General features: G+C 34.4%; 19 protein-coding genes, 4 tRNA genes and 1 other RNA gene. 10 read left to right on the forward strand and 14 right to left on the reverse strand.

Annotation, left to right across the window (positions count from 1 at the left end; genetic code table 11):
• Nucleotides 1-3: 3 nt before the first annotated feature.
• The 7 genes from OH806_RS02975 to rpsU form a co-directional block, all read right to left on the reverse strand.
• A tRNA-Thr gene (locus tag OH806_RS02975) sits at nt 4-80 on the reverse strand.
• Nucleotides 81-175: 95 nt separating this feature from the next.
• Nucleotides 176-248, reverse strand: a tRNA-Gly gene (locus OH806_RS02980).
• An 85-nt stretch (nt 249-333) separates the two neighbouring features.
• A tRNA-Tyr gene (locus tag OH806_RS02985) sits at nt 334-414 on the reverse strand.
• A gap of 17 nt (nt 415-431) precedes the next feature.
• Nucleotides 432-508, reverse strand: a tRNA-Thr gene (locus tag OH806_RS02990).
• A 108-nt stretch (nt 509-616) separates the two neighbouring features.
• On the reverse strand, nt 617-907 hold the full coding sequence (locus OH806_RS02995) for an HPF/RaiA family ribosome-associated protein (protein ID WP_264742182.1): 291 nt from the start codon (nt 905-907) through the stop codon (nt 617-619).
• Nucleotides 904-1791, reverse strand: a complete 888-nt coding sequence (locus tag OH806_RS03000; RefSeq protein WP_264742183.1) for a tyrosine-type recombinase/integrase — start codon at nt 1789-1791, stop codon at nt 904-906. Before OH806_RS03000 ends, OH806_RS02995 begins: the two co-directional genes overlap by 4 nt.
• 83 nt (nt 1792-1874) lie before the next feature.
• A complete protein-coding gene (gene rpsU / locus OH806_RS03005; protein WP_034687383.1) occupies nt 1875-2072 on the reverse strand; it encodes a 30S ribosomal protein S21 in 198 nt (65 codons plus the stop codon).
• Between the two features lie 210 nt (nt 2073-2282).
• Between rpsU and ssrA the strand changes: the two genes are divergently transcribed.
• The 6 genes from ssrA (at nt 2283) to pyk (ending at nt 7155) form a co-directional block, all read left to right on the forward strand.
• Nucleotides 2283-2684, forward strand: a transfer-messenger RNA (tmRNA) gene (ssrA, locus tag OH806_RS03010).
• Between the two features lie 289 nt (nt 2685-2973).
• Nucleotides 2974-3213 carry an acyl carrier protein gene (locus OH806_RS03015; protein WP_002976354.1) on the forward strand — a complete coding sequence of 80 codons (240 nt, stop codon included), beginning with the start codon at nt 2974-2976 and terminating at the stop codon, nt 3211-3213.
• 34 nt (nt 3214-3247) lie between these two features.
• Nucleotides 3248-4492: a beta-ketoacyl-ACP synthase II gene (gene fabF, locus OH806_RS03020; RefSeq protein ID WP_264742184.1), complete on the forward strand. Its 1245-nt coding sequence runs from the start codon at nt 3248-3250 to the stop codon at nt 4490-4492.
• Nucleotides 4493-4501: 9 nt separating this feature from the next.
• The gene (gene rnc / locus OH806_RS03025) at nt 4502-5266 is read left to right on the forward strand and encodes a ribonuclease III (RefSeq protein ID WP_264742185.1); all 765 of its coding nucleotides are present in this window, start codon (nt 4502-4504) and stop codon (nt 5264-5266) included.
• On the forward strand, nt 5244-5717 hold the full coding sequence (locus OH806_RS03030) for an IPExxxVDY family protein (protein WP_264742186.1): 474 nt from the start codon (nt 5244-5246) through the stop codon (nt 5715-5717). The genes rnc and OH806_RS03030 overlap by 23 nt, the downstream gene beginning before the upstream one ends.
• Nucleotides 5710-7155, forward strand: a complete 1446-nt coding sequence (pyk, locus tag OH806_RS03035) for a pyruvate kinase (protein ID WP_264742187.1) — start codon at nt 5710-5712, stop codon at nt 7153-7155. Before OH806_RS03030 ends, pyk begins: the two co-directional genes overlap by 8 nt.
• Nucleotides 7156-7210: 55 nt before the next feature.
• On the opposite strand, the gene OH806_RS03040 is transcribed toward pyk, so the two are convergent.
• The 3 genes from OH806_RS03040 to hutI form a co-directional block, all read right to left on the reverse strand.
• Nucleotides 7211-8503, reverse strand: coding sequence for an aldehyde dehydrogenase family protein (locus tag OH806_RS03040; protein ID WP_264742188.1), 1293 nt, complete (start codon nt 8501-8503; stop codon nt 7211-7213).
• A 137-nt stretch (nt 8504-8640) separates the two neighbouring features.
• Nucleotides 8641-9561, reverse strand: coding sequence for a formimidoylglutamase (hutG, locus tag OH806_RS03045; protein WP_264742329.1), 921 nt, complete (start codon nt 9559-9561; stop codon nt 8641-8643).
• Nucleotides 9562-9580: 19 nt separating this feature from the next.
• Nucleotides 9581-10804, reverse strand: coding sequence for an imidazolonepropionase (gene hutI, locus OH806_RS03050; protein WP_264742189.1), 1224 nt, complete (start codon nt 10802-10804; stop codon nt 9581-9583).
• A 154-nt stretch (nt 10805-10958) separates the two neighbouring features.
• Between hutI and ruvB the strand changes: the two genes are divergently transcribed.
• Genes ruvB through coaE form a run of 4 tightly spaced genes read left to right on the forward strand, consistent with a single transcriptional unit; the run spans nt 10959 to nt 14143 of the window.
• Entirely contained in the window at nt 10959-11981 is a 1023-nt protein-coding gene (ruvB, locus tag OH806_RS03055; RefSeq protein ID WP_264742190.1) for a Holliday junction branch migration DNA helicase RuvB, read from the forward strand.
• A gap of 13 nt (nt 11982-11994) precedes the next feature.
• The gene (locus tag OH806_RS03060) at nt 11995-12618 is read left to right on the forward strand and encodes an FMN-binding negative transcriptional regulator (protein ID WP_264742191.1); all 624 of its coding nucleotides are present in this window, start codon (nt 11995-11997) and stop codon (nt 12616-12618) included.
• Nucleotides 12619-12631: 13 nt separating this feature from the next.
• Nucleotides 12632-13498, forward strand: coding sequence for an MBL fold metallo-hydrolase (locus OH806_RS03065; protein ID WP_264742192.1), 867 nt, complete (start codon nt 12632-12634; stop codon nt 13496-13498).
• Nucleotides 13499-13507: 9 nt separating this feature from the next.
• On the forward strand, nt 13508-14143 hold the full coding sequence (gene coaE / locus OH806_RS03070) for a dephospho-CoA kinase (protein WP_264742193.1): 636 nt from the start codon (nt 13508-13510) through the stop codon (nt 14141-14143).
• Nucleotides 14144-14244: 101 nt separating this feature from the next.
• On the opposite strand, the gene OH806_RS03075 is transcribed toward coaE, so the two are convergent.
• The 4 genes from OH806_RS03075 to OH806_RS03090 all read right to left on the reverse strand — a co-directional run bounded on the left by OH806_RS03075 (nt 14245) and on the right by OH806_RS03090 (nt 25130).
• Nucleotides 14245-20709: a GEVED domain-containing protein gene (locus tag OH806_RS03075; protein WP_264742194.1), complete on the reverse strand. Its 6465-nt coding sequence runs from the start codon at nt 20707-20709 to the stop codon at nt 14245-14247.
• A 173-nt stretch (nt 20710-20882) separates the two neighbouring features.
• The gene (locus OH806_RS03080; protein WP_264742195.1) at nt 20883-23849 is read right to left on the reverse strand and encodes a reprolysin-like metallopeptidase; all 2967 of its coding nucleotides are present in this window, start codon (nt 23847-23849) and stop codon (nt 20883-20885) included.
• 179 nt (nt 23850-24028) lie between these two features.
• Nucleotides 24029-24691, reverse strand: coding sequence for a DUF6048 family protein (locus tag OH806_RS03085; RefSeq protein WP_264742196.1), 663 nt, complete (start codon nt 24689-24691; stop codon nt 24029-24031).
• Nucleotides 24648-25130 (reverse strand): hypothetical protein, encoded by a 483-nt coding sequence (locus OH806_RS03090; protein ID WP_264742197.1) that lies wholly within the window; start codon nt 25128-25130, stop codon nt 24648-24650. The genes OH806_RS03085 and OH806_RS03090 overlap by 44 nt, the downstream gene beginning before the upstream one ends.
• Between the last annotated feature and the right edge of the window lie 64 nt (nt 25131-25194).

The raw sequence follows: 25194 nt of genomic DNA on the forward strand, positions 1-25194 counted from the left end.
AAATGGAGCCTCCAGAGGGATTCGAACCCACGACCCCGAGATTACAAATCACGTGCTCTGGCCAACTGAGCTATGGAGGCAATTTTAATAATTGGACTGAAGTCTGTGAGAAACTCTACTCTACATCATTTCAGTAGTGAAAAAAAAATCACGCTAAAAAAGTGTGATAATTTTGAGCGGAAGACGGGGGTCGAACCCGCGACATTCAGCTTGGAAGGCTGACGCTCTACCAACTGAGCTACTTCCGCAATTTTGTTTCCAAAACTATTGGTAACGCTGTGCAAACTTAAGGAAAATCCTTTAATAATGCAACTTTTTCTCTAATATAAAATGTGGGGAGAGCAGGATTCGAACCTACGAAGCCGAAGCAACTGAGTTACAGTCAGTCCCATTTAGCCACTCTGGAATCTCCCCTCATGTTTATATTAAAATGGAGCCTCCAGAGGGATTCGAACCCACGACCCCGAGATTACAAATCACGTGCTCTGGCCAACTGAGCTATGGAGGCATTTTAAAAAAGAATTCAAAAGAACGCTGTTCCCTTTTTGCGAGTGCAAATATAGAACGGTTTTTTTGAATTCTCAAATTTTTTAATAACTTTTTTTTACTTTTTTTTCTATGCCATTTCTTTTTTCTTGATTAGTAGCTTTTTAGCAGTATCAACGCATAGGTCTAAACTTTCTTCAAATGTTGCAGTAGTTTTCTTTACTACGATGTCGTCTCCCGGAACCGCCAAAATAATCTCAGCAGTTTTATTTGCCTTATCAGAACTATTTTCTACCTTCAAAAACACTTTACATTCCTGAATTTTATCATAAAATGTATCAAGTTTGCTTACTTTTTTCTCGATGTGTGCTTCTAGTGGTTCGTGTGGAGTTAAACCAATTGATTGTACTGTAATCTTCATAATTCGTCATTTTTTGAAGCTCTTGGATGAGCCTGATTAAACACTTTTTTCAATTGTTCAATATTAGCATTCGTATATACTTGTGTACTTGCAAGACTAGAATGTCCTAATATCTTCTTTACTTTCGATATCTCTGCCCCATTATCCAAAACGTGCGTAGCAAAGCTATGACGAAGGATATGAGGACTTCTTTTTTCTTTCGTTGTTATAAGACTAAGGTACTTATTAACCACCATATAAACAAATTTTTCTGTGAGTTTTTTACCCTTTTTATTGACAAAAAAATATGATTTATACCCATCTAATGGTTTTCTTACTTCTAAATAAGCTGTAAGTAGATTTTTTAAATCTTCGGATATAGGAATATATCTTTCTTTGTTTCCTTTTCCTATTATTTTCAGCTCATTTCCTCCTAAATTAACATTTTCGAACACCAAGCCACAAAGTTCCGCTTTACGAATCCCCGTTTGATACAAAATCTCCATAATACACTTATCTAAAACATCATAAACCGTATCAAAAACATTATCATTTAGTTTTTGCATCTCTTCCTTAGACATCGGAATTTGTTTTTCAGGATAAAACTTCAGAGAAGAAATACTTTCAGTTGGAGACACTTTAATCTCTCCTATTTTCAAAAGAAAAATATAAAAGCTACGAAGCGAAGACAACTTTCTATTAATACTTCTTTTCGAAATATTATTTTCGCTCAGCTCAACAATAAAATTTCGAATGATTTTCTTATCCGCCTTTGAAATATCTTCGGAGCACTCTGTTTTAAGATAAAAACGGGAAAAATCTTCAAGATCTTTTTTGTAACTTGTAATTGTATGAGGAGAATACCTCTTTTCGAACTGTAGATAGTCTAAAAATTTATCTAACATATCACATTAGATTATAAAACAAAAATTCACTTCCTAAATATAAGAATTTAAGAAGTGAATTTAGTATAAGTTTAAGAAAATTCTTAAGCCTGTTCTTCTTTGCTAAGTGCTCTTTGCTTATAAGCAGCTTTAAGTCTAGCTTGTCTCAAAGTTACAGAAGGCTTGATAAACTGTTGTCTAGCTCTTAACTGACGAACTGTACCAGTTTTATCAAATTTTCTTTTATATTTTTTTAACGCTCTATCGATGGATTCTCCATCTTTTACTGGAATTATTAACATATTTTACATCTCATTTTGGATTGCAAAAGTATGTTTTTTTTATCAAACCACAAAATTTTAATTAATTTATATTCAAATCCAATATTTCAAAATAGCAAATAAGCCTATTACACTTAATATATCTGTCAATTATTACTTATTTGTAATTATCTATAATATATATTAATCATATTTAAACAAAAGCATTATCTTTGCATTCACTTTCTCAACGGGGTTGACTGGTTTCGACAGCAAGATCAATGGGTAAGTAAGCATGCAGAGAACCGTAGCGCGATCTCTATAATCCCTTGCTACAAAATTTTAACTGGCAACGAAGAGTTCGCTCTTGCAGCTTAATATCGAAGTATAGTAGATCAAGCGTTTCCCCGAAGATTTTAGTAAGGGAGCAAGATATTCCACAAATGCTCTGTTCTGCGGCGTTTGATTCTGGGATATAGGAATGCGGAAATAAGGTTTTAGATGCTTTGGCTAAAACTCGAAAACCTCAGAAGATAAGCTGAAAGTTGGGTGTCTACTCTCTGCTTTCAGTCGAAAACTAATAGTAGAATAAGCATGTAGAAAGCTTATGTATTGCTTGTTTGGACGAGGGTTCGAATCCCTCCAACTCCACTAAAACCATCTTTGTTAAGATGGTTTTTTCTTTTTCAACAAAAAAAGACTCTTTCAACTCTTTACATATATTATAGTATATGATGTCCATATTTTTTCAAATCAATTTAAAACACATTCTATTAAAAAAATCAACTTAAAATTAAATACATATAACCAACTGAAAACTAAAACACTAAACATTCAAACCTCAAAATAAGTATTCCCAGCCCACAAAAAAGACTAAAAAAATGTTTTATCGTAAAGAATTTTATATATTTGCACCATCTAACAATTAAAAAAATAATTTACTATGTCAGACATTGCATCAAGAGTAAAAGCTATCATCGCTGATAAGCTTGACGTTGAAGAAACAGAAGTAACTCCTGAAGCTAGCTTCACTAACGATTTAGGAGCTGATTCATTGGATACAGTTGAACTAATCATGGAATTTGAAAAAGAATTCAACATTCAAATCCCTGATGATCAAGCTGAAAAAATTACTACTGTAGGACACGCTATCGCTTATATCGAGGAAGTAGTAAATAAATAATATTCTTCAACAAAAAAGAAATTAAACAAAGTTTATGGAATTAAAAAGAGTAGTTGTAACCGGTTTTGGAGCAATAACACCGATTGGAAATAATGCAAAAGAATACTGGGGAAATCTTGTAAAAGGTGAGAGCGGCGCTGCTCCGATTACTCTTTTTGATGCCACAAACTTCAAAACAAAATTCGCTTGCGAAGTAAAAGGGTTCAATCCGTTAGACCATTTCGATAAGAAAGAAGCTAAAAAAATGGATAGAAATACCCAGCTTGGGCTTGTTGCAGCTAAAGAAGCTGTAGCACACTCAAGAATTATTGAAGACAATGTAGATAAAAACAGAGTTGGTGTAATCTGGGGTTCAGGAATCGGAGGTCTGGAGACTTTTGAAACTGAAGTTTTAGGATGGGCAAATACGGAAATTCCGAGATTCAATCCATTCTTTATTCCTAAAATGATTGCAGATATCACTCCTGGACATATTTCTATTGAATATGGTTTCCATGGACCAAACTATACTACTGTTTCTGCATGTGCGTCTTCAGCAAACGCTTTAATTGATTCCAAAATGCTTATCCAGCTAGGAAAAGCAGACGTTATTGTATGCGGAGGTTCAGAAGCAGCCGTTACAGCTAGTGGCGTTGGCGGATTCAATGCAATGATGGCTCTTTCTACAAGAAATGATGACCCTAAAACAGCTTCAAGACCGTTTGACAAAGACAGAGATGGCTTTGTATTGGGGGAAGGTTCTGGATGTATTATTCTTGAAGAATATGAGCATGCGGTAAAACGTGGTGCAACAATTTATGCAGAATTGAAAGGAGGAGGTATGAGTGCAGACGCATATCACATGACAGCACCTCACCCTGAAGGTTTAGGCGCTTATCTTGTAATGAAAAACTGTTTAGAAGATGCAGGCTTAACTGCTAATGAAGTAGATCATATCAATATGCATGGTACATCTACTCCATTAGGAGATATTGCAGAATCTAATGCAATTTCAAAATTACTAGGAGAACACGCTTTCGACATTCAGATAAATTCTACAAAATCAATGACTGGTCACTTATTAGGTGCAGCCGGAGTTATTGAAGCAATTGCTGCGTTAGGAACTATTATTCATGGTATTGTTCCTCCTACCATCAACCATTTTACTGATGATGAAAATATTGACAGCAGACTGAATTTTACATTCAACAACGCTGTAAAAAAAGATGTAAAAGTAGCCATGAGTAATACTTTTGGGTTTGGTGGGCACAATGCTTGCGTTCTATTTAAGAAAATCTAAATTTACTGAATGGAGTTACAGAAATACTTTTCTAAATTCCTTCTCAAACAAAGAAAAAGAAAATTAACGGAGAGAGATTATTTCCTTTGTACCGAATTACATAAAATGTTGGGTGCCGAGGTACAAAATCTTGCACTTTACCGTGAGGCTTTTTCTTTAAAAAGTTCTTCTAAAAATCAAAGTAATAGTAATTATGAAAGACTTGAATTTTTAGGAGACTCCGTTTTAGGTACAGTTATATCGTGTCATTTATTTCAAACTTATCCTCAAGCAAATGAAGGATACCTGACACAGATGAAATCTAAAATTGTTAACAGAAAGAATCTTAATAAATTAGGAGAAGATCTAAAACTTACAGATCTATTGCAAAAGCAAACATCTGTAGCTTTAGGCGAAAATATTTCCGGAAATTTATTTGAGGCTCTCATTGGTGCAGTTTATTTAGACTTTCAATATGATACATGTAGAAAAATCATTCTGGAAAAGCTTTTGACTCCAACTGAGATTAATAAGCTTGAAAACAAGATTGTAAGCTACAAAGGTCTTATATTGGAATGGAGCCAGAAGAAAAAAGTAAATATAAAGTACGAAACTTGTGAAGAAATCCAAGCAAACAAAACGATAGTCTTTCGTTGTCACGTATGGCTCGGAGATGAAAAAATCGCCAATGCCACTGAAACTTCAAAGAAAAAAGCAGAGGAAAAAGCAGCACAGAGAGCATTTTATATTTTAAATAAAAAAGAAAACATACTTGGAAATTCAAAAACTTTATGATTTAGACGATATAGAATTTGAAGATATTACCATCGGATTGGTAAGATTAGTAAAAAATGTACCTGATCATGAATTTTTTTTCAAAATCAATCAACATAACGACCTCAACTTTTCTAGAAAAAAGGATTTAGTTTTTCATGGAGATTATTACGATTATTTTTTCTCCAGATTTGAGGCCTATCACAAGTTTACAAAGACTTGTTTTACTTTCATTTCAAATAAATCTATTGAAAGTAATCAAAAAAAACTACAAACCGAACTCTTTACTGAAGAAGAAAATATTAAATTTTTATTAAATAATCAGACAGAAGTACAATATATTTTGCATACTTCGGAGCAGTTTCCTGATTTTTCTGTAATTTTGCTCCCTGAAAATCTTGTTTTTCCAATTCAAGATTATACATTAGGTTCTGAGGAAGAACTTTATCAAATTATCCAGTATTATGAATAAGTATTTAAAGAAGACAAAAATTATTGCAACACTCGGTCCGGCTTCATCGTCAAAGGAAGTGATGTTAGGGTTAATGAAAGCAGGTGTTGATATTTTTAGGATAAATTTTTCACATGCAGATTATGACTTAGTTCGTAAAAATATTGAAATCATCAGAGAACTAAATAAAGAATATGGTTTCTCAGTAGGTATTTTGGGAGATTTACAAGGTCCGAAACTAAGAGTAGGAGTTGTAAAAGAAGGTTCTTATCTTAACCCTGGAGACATTCTTACTTTCACCAACGAAAAAATGGAGGGAGATTCTACTAAAGTGTATATGACCTACCAACAATTTCCTCAAGACGTGAAAGTTGGAGAAAGAATCTTAATTGATGATGGTAAATTGGTTTTGGAAGTAACTGAAACTAACGAAAAAGACACTGTAAAAGCAAAAACAATCCAAGGAGGACCACTAAGTTCTAAAAAAGGAGTAAACCTTCCTAATACAAACGTTTCTCTTCCTGCTCTTACTGAAAAAGATATTCAGGATGCCAACTTCATGATGGACATGGAAGTTGACTGGATTGCTCTTTCTTTCGTACGTCATGCACAAGATATTATTGATTTGAAAGAATTGATAGCTAAACATCCAAAAGGTGAATTTAAAACTCCGATTATTGCTAAAATTGAAAAACCAGAAGGGGTAAAAAACATTGAAGAAATTCTTCTTGAGTGTGACGGGTTAATGGTTGCCCGTGGAGATTTAGGAGTAGAAGTTCCTATGGAAGAAGTTCCTGCTATTCAGAAAACGTTAGTTGAAAAAGCAAGATTCTATTCTAAACCTGTAATTATCGCTACTCAGATGATGGAAACGATGATTAACAGTTTAACACCTACAAGAGCAGAAGTAAATGACGTTGCTAACTCTGTATTAGACGGAGCTGACGCAGTAATGCTTTCAGGAGAAACTTCTGTGGGGAGATATCCGGTTCAAGTAGTTGAAAATATGGCTAAAATTGTGAAAAACATTGAAATGACACATTTTTACCAACACAAAAACGAACCTATTGAAAAAGATTATAATTGTATCGATGAAAGATTCATTACAAACAGAGTATGTCTTGCTGCTGTAAGAATTGCTAAAACAACAAATGTTTCTGCGATTGTTACATTAACACATTCTGGTTATACAGCGTTTCAATTAGCTGCTCACAGACCAGATTCTCATATCATTGTTTATAGTGGAAATAAAAGAGTTATTACAATGTTGAATCTTCTTTGGGGTGTTCATGCTTATTATTATGATATGAATAAATCAACGGATGAAACAATTATTCAGGTTAATATGCTAACTCATAATTATGGATTTATAGAAGCTGGAGATTTTGTAATCAACATCAATGCTACTCCATCTTATGAAGGAGGAAAGACCAATACATTGAGATTGACTACGATTTAAGGATATTGTAAGTATATAAAAAAACTCCCGAAAATTTCGGGAGTTTTTTCATTTCTTAGTTTCCTACAATTGTTTTTGCCGTAACAAACTCTTTTAAAGCCAGTAGAGAAAGTTCCGTTCCGTATCCAGAAGCCTTTGTTCCACCAAAAGGGAAACGTGGGTCAGAACTTGTCATTCTGTTTATATTTACCGTACCTGATTCAAGATTTTCGATAAAAAATAATTGGCGGTCATTATTTTTAGTCCAAACAGAATTTGAAAGACCAAAAGGAATATTATTTGCCATTTCCAGAGCTTCTTCGTCACTTTCAGCTATCATCACCATTCCAAGCGGACCAAAAAGCTCTTCCTGCAAAATAGGATTTCCTTCTTTTACTTTTATTAATCCAGGATTAAATTCATTTTCAGAAATTCTTTCCAAAGGAATAATAATTTCAGCCCCATTTTCTAATGCTTTTTTGAATTGATTTTCCAACTCATCAGCTAAATCCGGTCTTGCCATTCCTGAAATTTTTGTATCCCTATTCATTGGATTAGCAGGAATGTATTTTTTATATTCTTCAACAAGTTTTGGTAAAAATTCATTCTCGATTTTGCTGTCAAGAATAAATCTTTTTGCGGCAACACAGGTTTGTCCGCAATTTTGGAGTCTTGCTTTAGCTCCAACCTTTGCCGCTTCATCGAAATCTGCATCGTCTAAAACAATAAAAGCATCACTTCCGCCAAGCTCAAGCAAAGATTTTTTGATATTCAAACCAGCAATTGATGCAACTTCACCTCCTGCTTTTCCGCTTCCTGTTAAACTAACCCCTTTTATAGCATCATGTTCAAGGATTTCTTTTACCTCTTTATGTCCTACCTCAAGATTTTGGAATACGCCTTCAGGAAAACCAGCTTCCAATAAAATTTCCTCTATTGCATTTCCGCTTCCAAAACAAATAGAAGCATGTTTCAAGACAACTGTATTTCCAGCCAAAATAGCAGGAGTAGCAAACCTAAGTACTTGCCAAAAAGGAAAATTCCAAGGCATAACGCCTAAAATTACGCCTTTAGGCACATACCTTACTTCAGAATAATTATATTGTGATTCAATCTTCTCAGGTTGCAATACATTTTCCGCATCCGCATAATAATTCATCATTAAAGCACATTTTTCAATCTCAGCAATCGACTGTGAAATCGGCTTATTCATTTCAGTTGTAATGATTTTACCAAACTTCGCGGAATTATTCTTCAATATTTCCGCAGCCTTTGCAATGAGTTTTTGCTTTTGTTCGAATGGCACTTTTCTCCATTCTGAAAATACCTTATCAGCTTTAATAAGTTTATTTTCAATTGATTGTTCCATAATATAATTTCTGTTTTAAATTCAAAAAATGAATTTATTAATGCCTTTATTTAAAAGCATTGTGATAGCAACAAATTTTGTTCCCTATAATTAAATAAAATAATGATTTTCTCTATTGATAGAATCTAATTTTTATGTTAAGGCATAAACCATTCATTCACAAGACATGCGGCCAATCTGGCTGTTCTTTCCTGTATGTCGTAAACCGGATTAACTTCTGCTACATCTAAGGCTACAACTTTCTTATTCTTTAAAATATGTCTGTAAAAAAGCATAAAAGTAGCATCCGCAAAAATACCGTTATATGCAGAAGCCGAAACTCCCGGTGCAATGGATGCATTGAAAACATCCATACAAATTGTAAGATAAGCGTAATCTACATTAGCCAACAAATCATCGATTCTTTGGTAAACCGAAGGAAGATTTTCAAAAAACAATTCATCTGCTAGAATATATTTCATACCGTACTGATGAGCTGTATCAAACAATTTTAATGTATTTGAGTTTCTCTGGATTCCTATATGCAAAGAATTGATTTCACCTTCCTGGGCAATTTGCCAAAAACCGGTTCCGGAGCTTGCTCCTACTCCATTTTCCGGTTGTCTGTTATCAAAATGGGCATCAATATTTATGATTCCGATTTTTTGTTCCGGGAAAGCTGTTTTCACACCTAAATAATGGGCATAAGTAACTTCATGACCTCCTCCTAAAACCAATGATTTACCTCCTTTTAATAAAACTTTAGAAACATTTTTTGCAAGATTATTCTGAGTATTTTCCAAATCTCCGTCATTGCAATATATATTTCCGAAATCAAGTAATGAAAAATCAGGACGAATCACAGGAAAATTAGCCATATTCTTTCGAATAATACAAGGAGCATCTTTTGCACCCTGTCGACCTTTATTCCTACGAACTCCCTCATCAACAGCAAACCCATGTAAAACGAAATCATTAGTTGAAATTAAATCATAATTATTCTCTTCTTTTACTCGCTGAAATATTCTGTGATAAAGAAGTTCTTCACCGTCTAATCTTCCTTGCCAGATGTTTTCCATCATTTATTATATGGTTATTTTAAATCTTATTTCCGTCAATATAAATATTCTCTGCCTTTAAACTGCCTTGGTTATAAAGAACATTTTGAAAATTGTTAGTTTTGAAAGTTACAAAATCTGCTTTCATTCCCTCTTTTAATTTTCCTCTATCTTCCAGACCAAGAGCAAATGCAGAACGGAAAGTAATTCCCGATAAAATTTCTGCTGTAGTGAGCTTTTCAAATGTTGCTAGAATTGAAGCCTGAGTAATTAAATTACCCATCGGTGCAGAACCTGGATTCCAATCACTGGCAATAGCTACAATTGCTCCTGCATCTAATAATTTTCTAGCAGGAGTAAATTTTTCTCCCAACCCTAAACTTGCTCCAGGCAAAGCTGTGGCAACAGTATCTGATTGAGCTAAAAAATCAATATCATCGTCAATTGTTGCTTCTAAATGGTCTGCAGATTTTGCTCCAACCTCAACTGCAATTCTTGAACTTCCCGGAGTGAATTGGTCTGCATGAACTGTAATTTCAAAACCTAAGTCTTTAGTTTTAAGTAAAAAATCTTTACTTTCTTCAGGCTGAAATGCTGACTTTTCAATAAAAATATCAACACGTTTTGCTAAGCCTTCTTCTTTTACTTTTGGTAAAATTTCAGTTACAATATAATCCAAATATTCTTTATTGCCTCCTTCAAAATCTTTAGGTTTCAAATGTGCTGCAAGACAAGTCGGAACTAAAGTAGCTTTCGTTTGCTCCTGTGCCTTTTTAATGATTCGAAGCATTTTAAGCTCATTTTCAACATTCAAACCATATCCGCTTTTTACTTCAATGGTTGTGATTCCTAAAGAAATTAAAAAATCAATTCTTTCTAGCAGTGTTTTAAGAAGTTCCTCTTCAGATGCATTTCTTGTATGCTGAACAGAACTCCAAATTCCACCTCCGCTTTCTGCAATTTCAAGATAAGTTTTTCCAGCATTACGCATTGCAAAATCATTTGCTCTGTTTCCTCCAAAACAAATATGGGTGTGCGAATCTACAAAAGCGGGTAGAACAACCTGTTCTCCTTCAATCGCTTCAATCTCCAAATCTTGATTTTCAGATTTTAATGTCTCGAAATTTCCAATTTTTTCAATTTTGTTATTATTTACTAAAATTCCTCCATCAACAATAATTTCTAGTTGCTCATCAGAAAGTTTTCCTCTTAACGGAAGATTAGCAAGTGTCACAACCTGCCTGAAAGGACCTATTAATTTCATTATATTTCGTTAAGACCTAATGTCTTTTTTGATTAAAATTTTTCTTCTCAAAATTACTTAAAATATCTCTTCTGCTCAAATCTTAATTTTTCGTCAATCTCATCCTTTGCCTTAACCTAAATTTCCTATCTTTGAGGTAAATGAAATTGAATTAATGCCTGATTTTTTACATCCAGATAAAGATAATTACTCCCGCGAAGAGCTTATACAGGAAGAACAAATTCGTCCCCAAAGTTTTAAAGATTTCGCAGGACAAAGAAAAACACTGGAAAATCTTGAAGTTTTTGTAAACGCTGCCAAAAAACGTGGCGGAGCGCTTGACCATGTTTTACTACATGGTCCTCCCGGATTAGGTAAAACCACCTTGGCAAATATCATTGCGAATGAACTAGGAGTAAATTGTAAGGTTACTTCCGGACCTGTATTGGATAAACCGGGAAGTTTGGCTGGTCTTTTAACTAATCTTGAAGAGAATGATGTGCTTTTCATTGATGAAATTCACAGATTATCTCCTGTTGTAGAAGAGTATCTATACTCTGCAATGGAAGATTATAAAATTGATATTATGCTTGAAACCGGTCCGAATGCAAGAAGTGTTCAGATTGGCCTTAATCCTTTTACATTGGTAGGAGCAACAACTCGAAGCGGAATGTTGACAAAACCTATGTTGGCAAGATTTGGAATTCAAAGCAGATTAGAATATTACACAATTGAACTTTTGTCTATGATTATCATTAGAAGCGCCAGAGTTTTAGGTGTAAAAATTTACGAAGATGCAGCAATAGAAATTGCAAGAAGAAGCCGAGGAACACCAAGAATTGCGAATGCTCTACTAAGAAGAGTTCGTGATTTTGCCGAAATAAAAGGCAATGGAGAAATTGAAATTAATATTACTAAATATGCTCTTGATTCATTAAACGTAGATGAATATGGTTTGGATGAAATGGACAATAAAATTATGAGAGTGATGATTGAAAACTTCAAAGGAAAACCTGTAGGAATTTCTGCACTAGCTACATCTATCGCTGAAAACCCTGAAACATTAGAAGAAGTTTATGAACCTTTTTTGATTCAGGAAGGTTTCATTATCAGAACTCCAAGAGGTAGAGAAGTAACAGAAAAAGCCTATAAACACTTGAATATTTCAAAACCTAAAAATCCTGGAGAGCTTTTTTAAGGCTTAAAAGTTTATGTTTATTCCTAAATTATATAAGAGTGAAGATATCAATCTGATGAAAGAAATTATCAGAGAAAATTCCTTTGCTTTATTAATTTCTTCCGTTGATAAAATCCGGGCAACCCATTCAATGATGATGTTGAATGAAGATAATTCTGAAAATGCTTATATTGAAACACATATTTCCAGAGCGAATCCACAAGCAAAAGTTTTGAAAAACGGAGATGAAGTTCTTTGTGATTTTTTGGGTGCACATACTTATATTTCAAGTAGTTGGTATGACCATATCAATGTTTCAACCTGGAACTATGAAGCTGTTCAGATTTATGGAAAAGTCGAGTTGATGAATTCTGAAGAATTATATAATCATTTAGAGAAATTGACTTACAAATATGAAAAGTTTCAAAAATGCCCTGTGATGGTGAAAGATATGGGAAAAGACTTTGTCGAAAAGGAAATGAAAGGGGCTTTGGGATTGAAAATTATCCCAACGGAAATATTTATTAAACAAAAGCTTTCGCAAAACAGAAAAGAGCATGACTTCCTAAATATCATTTCAAACCTTGAAAATGGAGATGAAAATGGAAGAAAAATTGCTGATAAAATGAAATTATTAAAGAAAAATAATACATTATAAAACTTAATATTATATGAAGCTATATCCAATACAATGTGGGAAATTCAAACTAGATGGTGGAGCCATGTTTGGAGTCGTCCCAAAGAGTCTGTGGGAAAAGACTAATCCTGCAGACGAAAGAAATCTGATAGAACTGGGAACACGTTCCCTTCTCGTAGAAGACGGAAAAAAACTAATCTTAATTGATTGCGGACTTGGAAATAAACAAGACGAGAAATTTTTCGGACACTACTCTCTTTGGGGAGATGATAATTTAGACAAAAACTTAAAAAAATATGGTTTTGTAAGAGAAGACATCACCGATGTATTTCTTACTCACCTTCATTTCGACCATTGCGGAGGAGCTATTGAATGGAATGATGACAGAACAGGGTACAGACCTGCTTTCAAAAATGCTCAATTCTGGACCAACGAAAATCATTGGCAATGGGCAACAGAACCTAACGCAAGGGAAAAAGCAAGTTTTTTAAAAGAAAATATTATCCCGATGCAGGAAAGCGGACAATTAAACTTTTTACCACTTCCTACAACCGGAAATTATGGCTTTGCACCTGACTTGAAAATGGATGTAATTTTTGTTGACGGACATACCGAAAAGCAAATGTTACCGGTTATTCAGTATCAGGAAAAAACAATTGTTTTTGCCGCTGATTTGATACCAACCGCAGGACACATCAATCAAGTTTATGTAATGGGATACGATACCCGTCCGCTTTTAACATTGGAAGAAAAAGGCAAATTTTTGAAACAATGTATCGATAATGAATATCTATTATTCTTTGAACACGATGCTCACCATGAATTGGCAAGTCTTAAAATGACAGAAAAAGGTGTGAGACTTGATGAAACGTTTAGTTTTAATGATGTTTTTGGATATTAATTTTTAAATATGGAAGAATTGCATTCAGAAACCCCAAAAGCAGAACCAGAACCTTTATCGACACCTAAAATCATTGGTTTAACGGGTGGAATTGGATCAGGAAAAAGTACAGTTGCGAAATTCATCGAAGAGTTCGGATTTCCTGTTTATTATTCAGATGACAGAGCAAAAACGATTGTTAATGACGACGAAGATTTAAAAATAAGAATCAAAGCTCTTTTAGGAGAAAAAGCATACAGCACAGATGGTATTTATGATAGAAAATTTGTTGCTCAGAAAGTTTTTAATAACAAAGATTTACTTCAGCAACTAAACGAAATTATACACCCTGCTGTTCGCATTGATTTTGAAAATTGGGTAAAAAAACAAACAAAATACCTGATTTTTAAGGAAACAGCTTTGCTATTTGAATTAAAATTAAACAGACAATGCTATAAATCTCTTTTAGTAACCGCCGAAGATAATATTCGGGCAAAAAGGGTGATGGATAGAGATGGCAAAACATATCGTGAAGTAGAAGCTGTTATGGAAAAGCAAATGCCTGAAAAAGATAAAATAAAACTAGCAGATTACATTATCTACAATAACACCAATCTGGAAGATTTAAAAGAACAAACAGAAAAAATAATTTTTGATATCGAATAAAACAAAAACTCGTTGGAAACAGTTTCCAACGAGTTTTTTATTTCAAAAAAATAAGCTCTCATTTCTGAGAGCTTATTCTATGTAAAGTAAATAATTGATTGTTATTCTTTGATAAATTTCTTCTGTGCCTTACCTTGAACATCGTCAATGTCTATCACATAAACTCCATTTATCAAGTTTCTTACGTCAATCGCATTGTTTAAGATTAATCCGCTTGAAACAACCTGTCCTGCTGCATTATAAATCTTATAATTTGCTTTCTTGCTGATATTCTTAACATACAATACTGTACTTACCGGGTTAGGGTAAATCATGATGTCTGTCTGGTTGATTGTGTTTACCACAGGATTTTTTGAAATTCTTACAGTATAATCTTCAACCTCTCCATCTGTAAAACTTGTACAATTCACAGGAATTCCTCCTTTCTGTAATGCTACTCTCATCACTACATATTTGTAGTCTGACAAACTTACAAATGCATCTGCAGGTACATCAAACGTTCCTGTAATAGGCGTCGTCTGATTTGGTGCCACTGCAAGAATTCTTTCATTAATATCAAATGTTCCACTTCTGTCGAAGTCAATCCAAACTGCTAATCCTGCATCTCCATTTGCTCCTAACAGTTTCTTTTCAATAGAAATCTGATTTCCTGTGGAACCTTGAATTAATTCAATAAACTTAGCAGGATTTCCTGTGTAGTCTGAATACGTTGAACCTACAGAAGTATTATTCATTTCTGGTTTACCGTTAGGCTTCACTTTTACATTTGAAATGTAAGTTGAAGTTCCGTTTTGAGACTGCATATGACAGTAAATAACTGTAGGTGTTGTAAAGTAGTAAGGTGGACTATAAGTTCCCGGTGTTCCGTTACACACATTTACTACCTGCATTTCATATTTCGTTAACTCTAACAATCCTGTTATAGTATAAGTATTTGTAGAAACAGGAACATTTGTCCAGCTTGGAATACCTACTTTTCTATATCTCAGAATATAAGTTGCTCCAGGGAAAGGATCCCAAACAACCACCGCCGTTGTTGGAGTAAGATTAGTTATCGTTAATCCCGGAGGAGGCAATTCACATGTTCTTTCCGTTGTAAATACTTTAGGATTAGACCATGGATTAGGAGTTGTTTCACCTGTACAAATATTTGCTATCTGAACCTCATAAGTTGTGTAAGGATCAAGACCTGGTAATGTGTAAGTATTTGCTGGTGGGTTTGGTAAGTTTACCGTAATCCAAGCTGTAGTACCTACTACTCTATATCTCATTACATATGTAGAGTTTGCCGCTAAAGGAGTCCATGTTATCAATGCAGAATTTGTTGTAACATTACTAACAGCAACATTAGGAGGGGTAGGATCGCATCTTGTTGTAAACGTTTTAATCGGCGTAAACGTTCCTGGAGTATTACCACAAACTGCCGCAACCTGAACTTCATAAGTAGTTGCTGGCGTAAGGTTCGTTAATGGTAATGGAATATTACCGATGAGCGTTGATGCAACCACCGAAGTCCAAGCTGTACTACCCAAAACTCTATATTGTACAATATAACTCACGTTATTTGTTGCAGCTGTCCAGTTAACAGAAGCCGAATTATGAGTAATTGTATTGATTACAACATTAGTTGGTGTAGTCGTTGCACAAGGTCTTAATTTTACTGCATAATCTTCAACTTCTCCATTCGCCGCATTTTGGCACATTACAGGAGCACTTGTACGTTTCAAAACAACTCTCATTGTTGTTGTCAATGGCCCACTATAAGCTGTTGTTGGTACAGTAAATGTATTAGAAACAGTAGCAGTTGTACTTGCTGCAGACGATAATATTTGCTCATTAGCTTCAAAGACTCCATTTCTATTGAAGTCAATCCAAGCACTTACCGCATCACTTTGAGTAGTACCAGTCCATCCTTTAGTAACAGAAATTTTATTTCCTGTAGAACCAATTTCTAGGTTAACTAACGTAGCAGGAGTTGTATAACTAATATAATTTGTCTGCACAGATGTATTACTCATTGGAGGAATACCTGCATTTGCAGAAGTCATCGTTACATTAGCAATATGATCATTCGTACCTGTACCTGTCATATTACAATACGTAATAGGTGTAGTTGTAAATATTGTAGATGGAGAGAAAGCTCCCAGAGTTCCACTACATCTTGTTGCCACTTGAACTTCATATTGAGTTTGTTCCGTAAGACCTGGGATTGTATAACTATTTCCTGGAGCTGGAACCGGATCTACTGTAGTCCATGTAGGAGTTCCTACTTGTCTGTATCTTAATACATAAGTTGCTCCCGTAGCTGCAAGCCATGAAACATTAGCCGTAGTAGCTGTAATATTCGAAACTGTAATGTTTGAAGGTGCTGCAGTAGTACAAGGCTGAATATCTACAAATTTAATTGCATAATCTTCAACTTCTCCATTACTTGTAAGTACAGAACATGCATCTGTAGGAGTAAGGAAATATACTATAACACGCATTTTCACATTATTTGTTCCCGAATAAGCATTTGCAGGAACAGCAAAAGTTGCAGTAACCGGAGATGTTTGAGAATATGATAAATTCATAATTCTTTCTCCTCCAGCTGTAGTAGACGGAGTGTTATTGAAAACTCCATCTCCATTAAAATCAATCCACGCATATGTAGAATACGTACCGGTTCCTGTAAATGTTCTTCCTACAGAAAGTACATTACCAGTAGTATTACGCGCCATGGTAATCAACTTGGTTGGATCTGTAGAATAATCTGTATAAGTACTTGCAGCAGAATTATTACTCATTACAGAAGAACTTGTAGGCGTCATTGTTATATTACTAATCCAAGCTTCTGTAACAGTAGCTGTGCCTGAGTTACAATATGTAAGTGCAGGTGTTGTAAAGTTTACTGAAGCAGACCATGCTCCCTGAGTTCCTCCACAAATTGTAGCTACCTGTACCTCATATTGAGTTAAAGCATTTAAATTAATAATTGTGTAAGGATTTGTTGCTGGATTTACTGTAATCCATGTAGCAGAAGCTGTTGCTTTATATCTTAAAGCATATGTAGCACCTGTTGAATTTATCCAAGAAACTAAAGCTGTAGATCCCGTAACATTTGAAACAATTATTGGAGATGGAGCTGCCGTTGCACAAGGTTGCAAATCAATAATTTTAACTGCATAATCTTCAACTTCACCATTAGCAATATTCACACAAGGGTCACTAATAGTTGATGACGAAACAATTACTCTCATTCTAAGAGTAAGAGGACCGCTATATGAAGTTGCAGGAACAGTAAATGTTGCCGTAATAGGAGTAGTTGTACTCGCTGTAGTATTAATTACTCTTTCCGTTGTTTCAAAAACACCATTTCTGTTAAAATCAATCCAAGCTCCCACTGCTAAGCTAGCCGAAGTTCCTGTCCAAGACTTAGAAACTGAAATACTATTATTTGTTGAGCTACGTACTAATGTTACTAATTTGGCAGGATCAGCAGAATAATCTGTATATCCATTTCCTGTCGTAGTATTACTCATTACATATGAGTTAGTAGGTAAAATAGTAACATTTGAAATATGTCCGTTGCTACTAGTTCCTGTAATATTACAGTATGTAACAGCAGGAGTAGTAAATTGATACGGGTTAGTAAATGTTCCTTGAGTACCAGAACAAACATAAGCTACACGTACTTCATACTGAGTCTGTTCAGTTAAATTGTTTATTGTATAAGCATTTGTTGTTAACGGTACGTTTTGCCATGTAGGATCTCCTACTTTTCTATATTGTAATACATAAGTAGCACCACTTGCAGGATCCCACATTACATAAGCTGAAGTAGCTGTAATGTTAGTCACCGTAAGATTTAAAGGAGCATTACTTGTACAAGGAATTGGCTGAATTAATTTTACCGCATAATCTTCAACCTCTCCAAATGTATAACTTGTACACATTACAGGTGAGGAGCTAAACCTCAATGCAACTCTCATTCTGGTCGTTGCAGGTCCGTTATAAGCTGTAGCAGGAACAGTAAATGTTGCAGTAACCGGAGTTGTTGTACTCGCTGCAGAGTTCATAATCTGCTCGTTCGCCTCAAAAGTTCCATTTCTATTAAAGTCAATCCAAACACCCACTGCTTCACTAAAGGTAGTCCCAGTCCAGAATTTAGAAACTGAAATCGTATTATTAGCAGAGCCAATAACCAAATTTACCAAAGCACTTGGAGTATTAGAATAATCTGTATAAGTACTTCCTACAGAAGTATTACTCATAACAGCAGCTCCGGTAGGAGTTACGGTAACGTTAGAAATATATTCATCTGAGAAATCACTAGACTGCATTGTACAGTAAGTAAGTCCTAATGTTGTAAAGGTTACAGAACCCGAGAAATTACCTTGAGTTCCTGAGCACACATTAGCAACCTGAACCTCATATTGAACTCCATCAGTGAGATTAATAAGTGTAACTGTATTCGTTGTAGCAGGAATAGTTTGCCAAGTTGCACTTCCTACTGGGCGATATTGTACAACATACGTTGCATTAGCCACAGCATTCCATGTAATAACAGCCTGTGTTTGAGTAATACCAGAGACTACAATACCTGTTGGTGGTGCACTTGTACAAACTGTTAATGTTGCTACAGTTGCTGTACTAACAGCATAGAATACATTTCCTATTGCACTTACCCTGATTTTAATTGTTGCACCAACAGTTAAAGCTCCAAAGTCTACAGCTTCTGTACCATCATTTGCAGTACTTGCAGAAACTGTATTCCAAGTAGCTCCATTATCTGCAGTATAATCAATTTTTACATTTGCAACATTATATGGTGCTGCCGTAGTATTTACAACATCCCAAGTTACAGTTGTTGGGCCATTATTATATACAGAAGTCGTATTAACCTTAAAAGGTCCATCGTTTCCAACAATAATAGTTTGTTCTGCTGTCTGAGTCTGCTGCTCATGAGCTACAGGGCTATTATCTCTTACCGTTACAGCAAATTTTGTTGTTCTGGCAATAGTAGAAACCGCTTCCCATAAATTGTTTGAATTATTTAGAACCCCAGATAAAACTGATGATAATCTTGGAAAATATCTTGAAGGACTTGTCGTGGGTGGCATTGATCTAAATGTCGCACCTGAAGTTGTATTTCCTAGATTAGTCTTATTAACTATAACTGTAGCAGCATCTTGTTGCTCCCAAGTATAAGTCAAAGGATCATTTTCAGGGTCTGTAGCTGAAGCTGTAAGTACAAAAGCTGTACTTTTAGGGATATTATAAGTTGGTAAAGCTGCAATTACAGGAGGATTATTTGTAGTTGTAGTTTCAACATCACAAGTTTTACTTATTAAGTTTGTTTGTACCTGCTTAATATTATAAGCATTAAAATAAGCATCCGAATGTGGCTGAACATCTGTATTTGCACCTGTAATACCTGCATATCCCATAATACTAGATCCAGAACCTGGCTCTATCAAAGCTGCAGCAAACTGCCCCGTCAATGAATGAGAAAATGTGTGGTTTGCTCCTAATTGGTGCCCTATTTCGTGAGCAACATAATCTATATCAAAATTATCTCCCTGAGGTATTGCATCTCCAGGAGAAGTATATCCAGAGCCTTTTTGTTGGTCATTCGCATTAGCCGGATTTATACAAACGCAACCAATACATCCTGCATTACCTCCACCTCCAGAAGCTCCAAAAAGGTGCCCTATATCATAATTTGCATTACCTACATTGGCTGTAAGTGTTTGCTGCAATTCAAGATTCCAAGCTCCAGCAGCACCAGTAGCAGCAGGTGAGTAAGGATCTGTCGCAGGATTTGTATAAATTACAGCAGGATAGTTCTGCAAAATTAAATGCATTGCAAAATCCTTTTCAAAAACACCGTTTACTCTTGTTAAGGTAGCATTAATTGCAGTCAACGCATTTGCAACAGTTCCTCCGAAATACTGAGTATATTCACCTGTTACCGACATAGCCAATCTCAATGTCCTGTGTTTCTTATCTGAAGACTTTGCAAAGTTGGTTGGCTGATTTACAAATGATTTACCATGATCATAAAGGTTAGCTATCTCTTGTTTAGATAGCGTTCCTTCATTCATAGAACATAAAAAGCCATCTTTGCTTTTATCAGTTTTTGGGTGCACTCCATAAACTGTTTTATCTTTATCAACAGGCTCGATAAATTCAGATTTCCCGTTTTTAACAATCATTGACTGAAAGTCATTGGGAGCCAAACTGAATCTTAAATACTTGCCGGGATCATCAATCCCTACGCCTACATAAGAGCCTAGTTGATATTCCTCTGCCAGTTCTTTTACCACAACAGGGTAACTATAAACGGCAAATTTTTCAATTTTCCCATCCAAAGTTGGCAAAGAAATCGTGACAGGTTTTGAAGTGGGTCCTGTTTCTTGCGCTCTAGCCAATTGAGACTTTAATAGGGAAATATCCAGAGAATAATAGTTCTTAATCTCAGAACTTTCTCTAATTTTCTCTCCATTGAATTTTGTAGGATTCCATTGTGCACTGGTAATCACAAACAAACAAATGAGAAAGAAAGAAGTAAAAATTTTCTTCATACGCTTCTCTATATATTATATTAACAATACAAATCTAATCATTTTCAGTTTTTAATTTATTAATATTTGCCATTTTTTATAAAAACATCACAATATTCAACTTAATCGATCATAAATAAAAAAAAATCCCCATGAAAAACATGAGGATTTACTAATATAAAAATCTATTTTCTTTATTTCTTAATAAACTTAAAGTTTTCAGAAATATTATTATCTTTTATTGAGATAATATAATTACCTCTTAACAGCTCTGCAACATTTACTTTATTATTTTCTATAACACCTTTCTTCACAATCTGCCCTACAGTATTATGAATTTCATACGTTGCTTTATTTGAAACTTTAGTAACATTTAAAACATCTGTTACCGGATTTGGATAAATACCAAAGTTGTCTTTTTTAGTATTTTCATTAGTAGCTAAAACAGCTGGAGAAATCACAACATTATAATCTTCTACCTCCCCATATTGGAAGTTTAAGCCACACATGTAATCTGAAGGTAAGTATAAACCTGCATTTGTACTTCCTGCATAAAACACAACCACTCTCATTCTTAACGGAGTTCCCTCAACCGCATTACTCGGGATAACAACTGAACCTGTAATAGGAGCACTAGGAATACCTACAGGATAGTTTAAAACAACTTCACTATCATCAAACATACCATCTTTATTAAAGTCTATATATGCGGCTACCGCATCATAGTCTGGATTAGCAATGCTAACAGAAATTGGGTAAGTTGTTCCTTTAGTTAAATTAATCTGGAGACCAGTAGATGTAGTAAAGTTAGAGTAAGGAGTTCCACCAGAACTGTTATTTACATTTGCCAATGTAACATTTGAAATATATTCATAGCTTGCATCTATTGTATATGCTGCACAATAGCTTACTGCCGGTGTTGTAAAATTAGTCGATGCTGAATACGTTCCTACACTAGTACCACATACTAAAGCAACTTGCACCTCATATGGTGTACCATCAGATAAATTATTTAAATTGACCGATGGTACATTTGTATCAATCTCAGTCCATACACTCGCTGCTACTTTTTTATATCGAACTTTATAAGTAGCTCCTGTATAAGACATCCAAGAAACACTTGCAGAGAAATTTGAAATATTACTTACCACAATATTTGTAGGCGCAGCACTACTACAAGGAGCAATAGGCGCTACAGTTACACTCCCCACTGCATAAAAAATATTTCCTATTGAAGAAATTCTTACTTTAATAACCTGACCATTTAAAGAAGAAGGGAAAGTAAAATCTTCAGAACCATCATTAGGGGTAGAAGCCGCTAATACATTCCAAGTCGCTCCCTCGTCAGTAGTATAATCAATTTTAACATTTGTAACATTATAAGGTGCTACATTTGTATTTGCTACAATCCATTGAATTGGAGAGGGTGTGTTTACATTGACATATTGGTTAGCTAATCTAAACGGTCCATTATCACCAACTATAACTGTCTGTATTTTGTAATTAGACTGCTGTTCATAAATATTTGGATTATTGTCTCTCACGGTTACTGCAAAATTTGTAGTTCTTGGTCTTGTACTTACTGCTTCCCAATTATTGTTTGCATTATTTAGAACACCATTCATTACAGATGTGAAACGAGGAAAATACCTTGTTGGATTTGTTGAAGGCACCATTGATCTAAATGATGCACCTGAAGTAGTATTACCTAAATTATTTTTATTGATAGTTACTTTTGCATTATCCACTTCTTCCCAAGCATAAGTAATAGGATCATTCTCAGGATCTGTAGCTGAGGCAGTTAATACGAACGCAGTTCCTTTAGGTATATTATATGTTGGCAAATCCGAAATAACAGGAGGGTTATTTACAATAGGTATTTCAACATCACAAGTTTTTAATCCTAAATTCTCTTGAACTTGGTCAATACTTGCAATATGAAAATACGCATTTGAGTGAGGCTGAACATCATTATTTGCACCTGTAATACCGGCATATCCCATAATGGTAGAACCGGAACCAGGTTCCATATTAACACCCGAACCCTCTAATTTATGAGAGAATGTATGATTTGCTCCCAATTGATGTCCCATTTCATGTGCCACATAATCAATATCAAAATTATCCCCCTCAGGAATACCATCGCCTGGTGAAGTATATCCAGAACCTTTTGCTGTATCTGTTGCAGAAGCAGGGTTTATACAAACACATCCAATACACCCCGCATTTCCACCTCCTCCCGAAGCTCCAAATAAATGACCAATATCATAATTAGTATTTTGAACATTTGCTGTTAGTGTTTGCTGTAATTCTACATTCCAGTTATCCATATTAACAGCATCAGAATATGGATCTGTTGCAGCATTAGTATAAATTACATTCTGGAAATCCTGTACATTTAAATGTAATGCAAAGTCTTTTTCAAAAACCCCGTTTACTCTCGACATTGTAGCATTAATTGCACTAAGAGCACCTGCTATAGTTCCTCCATGATATTGAGTATATTCACCAGTAACTGATATTACCAATCGCATTGTTCTATACTTCTTATCTGAAGATTTAGAATATACATTTGGCTGATTTGTAAAAGATTTTCCATTTTTTAATAATCTTTCAATATCTTTTACAGCAGAAGGACTCTCAATTGTACTACATACAAAGCTTTTATTACCTGTATTTACAGTTTTAAGATGAACACCATAAATACTTCTATCACTAGCCTGCGGATCAATAAATTCATATACTCCATCTTTAATAACCATTGAATTAAAGCCTTTTGGAGATAGTGAGAATCTCACAGTCTTAGTAGGATCGTCGATCCCTGCTCCAATATAGGAACCTAGTTGATATTGTTCTGCCAGAGATTTTACAACTACCGGAAAACTATATACATTAAATTTTTCAATCTTTCCATCTATAGTTGGAATAGAAATAACAACCGGTTTTGAATTTGCTCCCATTTCTTGGGCATTTTTTAACTGAGACCTTAATAAATTTAAGTCCAATTTATAATACCCATTATCTCTCACACCAGAAAGTTGTGATGTAAGAGTAGTCCCTTTTTTGTTACTGTCTACTTTTTTAAAAGAGGTTTGCGTCCATTGTCCGAATACAGCCCCCCCTACTAAAGTACACATTAAAGTGGTAAGTAGTCTTCTCATAAATATAAACTAATTATAATTTCCACCAAATATAATCATTTTAAATCATCTTTATTACAATAAACACAATAAACATAAATACTATAACAAAAAAAAACTCAATATTTTAAATAAATATCATTTCAAAGCAAAAAAAACAATTATAATATATATAATTATCTAATGCAATAAATTAATTTTTAAAACTTATAAGCGATATTCCATGAAAAGCCCATATTAAATTTAGAAGAGCTTCTTCCAAATCCCGGAACAATCATGGGCTGAATATCTTCTTGTTTTGTTGTAAAGAGAAGATATTTTGGCTGAAGATTTACATCAATAAAGAAATTAGATTCAAAAAGCTGCACTCTTCCTCCAATTACACCTTCTACCCAATAAGATGATTGTGAGGAAGAAGGAAAAGCTACTGATGAATTACTTCCTCCAAAGCCTCGAACAGGAACAGACATATATTCCTGATTATAAAAAGAACCTGCTATTTTTCCTCCTGCATAAAATCCGTTGAACTCATTCTCAGAATCTTTTGCAAGCATATAAAAAGCTCCTAATTTCAGAAAAGGACCATTTACTTTTGCATCATAGCCATTTTTCTGATAAACATTTTTCTCAAACCCGGCTTCAATGACACCATGAATATTTCCTTTAACTTTTGATGAAATAAATCCTTGGTACAACATTCTATCCGAAAAGAATGAAACTCCTAAATTAAGAACATCAACACCAACCATAAAATTGGGTTCATATTTCCATTTTTCTTTTTTGATTTCTTCTTTGTTTTCCTGAGCTAAACTCAACAAACTACAAAGACTGAAAAATAAGGTATAGATTAGTCTTGTCTTCATTCTCTATAAAGTTTTGTCCGTTCTCAACCGATAGAACAGGATTAGGAATTATTAATTCTGAATTTAAGTTTTCGTAAGTCTTTTTCACACCACAACCTGGCGAAACATAGATAGATTTAGTTGTGTAATTTACTTTAACATGAGATTCTTTACCGTCTTTTGTCAATCTAAAATAAACATCTGTGTAAGGAGAATCATCTACTCTTAAAGGAATCAATCTTGAAGTTGAGCTTTTGCTTCCTCCAAGCTGTACTTTTCCGGAACCATAATCTACTGCTACATATATCGAATCTAAGGTAACTTCTTTATTATCTATATTTTTAAAAGAAACTTTCATTCTCGGTGTACCTTCCCCACTTTCACAGATATCATCATCTCCACCACAGGATGCAAGAAAACTTAAAAAGCCTATTAAAAAGAAAAATTTAAAATATTTCATTTACATATTTTTATTTTGTATTCAATCAGACTGAAACTAATCTTTCAATCTAAGATTTGGAGAT

It is taken from the genome of Chryseobacterium oryctis (genome assembly GCF_025971925.1).
Taxonomy (GTDB): Bacteria; Bacteroidota; Bacteroidia; order Flavobacteriales; family Weeksellaceae; genus Chryseobacterium; species Chryseobacterium oryctis.

Excerpts from the sequence above, each read along its gene's own strand:
- OH806_RS02995 (WP_264742182.1), bottom strand. The coding sequence starts at position 907 with ATGAAGATTACAGTACAATCAATTGGTTTAACTCCACACGAACCACTA.
- OH806_RS03000 (WP_264742183.1), bottom strand. The coding sequence starts at position 1,791 with ATGTTAGATAAATTTTTAGACTATCTACAGTTCGAAAAGAGGTATTCT.
- rpsU (WP_034687383.1), bottom strand. The coding sequence starts at position 2,072 with ATGTTAATAATTCCAGTAAAAGATGGAGAATCCATCGATAGAGCGTTA.
- OH806_RS03015 (WP_002976354.1), top strand. The coding sequence starts at position 2,974 with ATGTCAGACATTGCATCAAGAGTAAAAGCTATCATCGCTGATAAGCTT.
- fabF (WP_264742184.1), top strand. The coding sequence starts at position 3,248 with ATGGAATTAAAAAGAGTAGTTGTAACCGGTTTTGGAGCAATAACACCG.
- rnc (WP_264742185.1), top strand. The coding sequence starts at position 4,502 with ATGGAGTTACAGAAATACTTTTCTAAATTCCTTCTCAAACAAAGAAAA.
- pyk (WP_264742187.1), top strand. The coding sequence starts at position 5,710 with ATGAATAAGTATTTAAAGAAGACAAAAATTATTGCAACACTCGGTCCG.
- OH806_RS03040 (WP_264742188.1), bottom strand. The coding sequence starts at position 8,503 with ATGGAACAATCAATTGAAAATAAACTTATTAAAGCTGATAAGGTATTT.
- hutG (WP_264742329.1), bottom strand. The coding sequence starts at position 9,561 with ATGGAAAACATCTGGCAAGGAAGATTAGACGGTGAAGAACTTCTTTAT.
- hutI (WP_264742189.1), bottom strand. The coding sequence starts at position 10,804 with ATGAAATTAATAGGTCCTTTCAGGCAGGTTGTGACACTTGCTAATCTT.
- ruvB (WP_264742190.1), top strand. The coding sequence starts at position 10,959 with ATGCCTGATTTTTTACATCCAGATAAAGATAATTACTCCCGCGAAGAG.
- OH806_RS03060 (WP_264742191.1), top strand. The coding sequence starts at position 11,995 with ATGTTTATTCCTAAATTATATAAGAGTGAAGATATCAATCTGATGAAA.
- OH806_RS03065 (WP_264742192.1), top strand. The coding sequence starts at position 12,632 with ATGAAGCTATATCCAATACAATGTGGGAAATTCAAACTAGATGGTGGA.
- coaE (WP_264742193.1), top strand. The coding sequence starts at position 13,508 with ATGGAAGAATTGCATTCAGAAACCCCAAAAGCAGAACCAGAACCTTTA.
- OH806_RS03075 (WP_264742194.1), bottom strand. The coding sequence starts at position 20,709 with ATGAAGAAAATTTTTACTTCTTTCTTTCTCATTTGTTTGTTTGTGATT.
- OH806_RS03080 (WP_264742195.1), bottom strand. The coding sequence starts at position 23,849 with ATGAGAAGACTACTTACCACTTTAATGTGTACTTTAGTAGGGGGGGCT.
- OH806_RS03085 (WP_264742196.1), bottom strand. The coding sequence starts at position 24,691 with ATGAAGACAAGACTAATCTATACCTTATTTTTCAGTCTTTGTAGTTTG.
- OH806_RS03090 (WP_264742197.1), bottom strand. The coding sequence starts at position 25,130 with ATGAAATATTTTAAATTTTTCTTTTTAATAGGCTTTTTAAGTTTTCTT.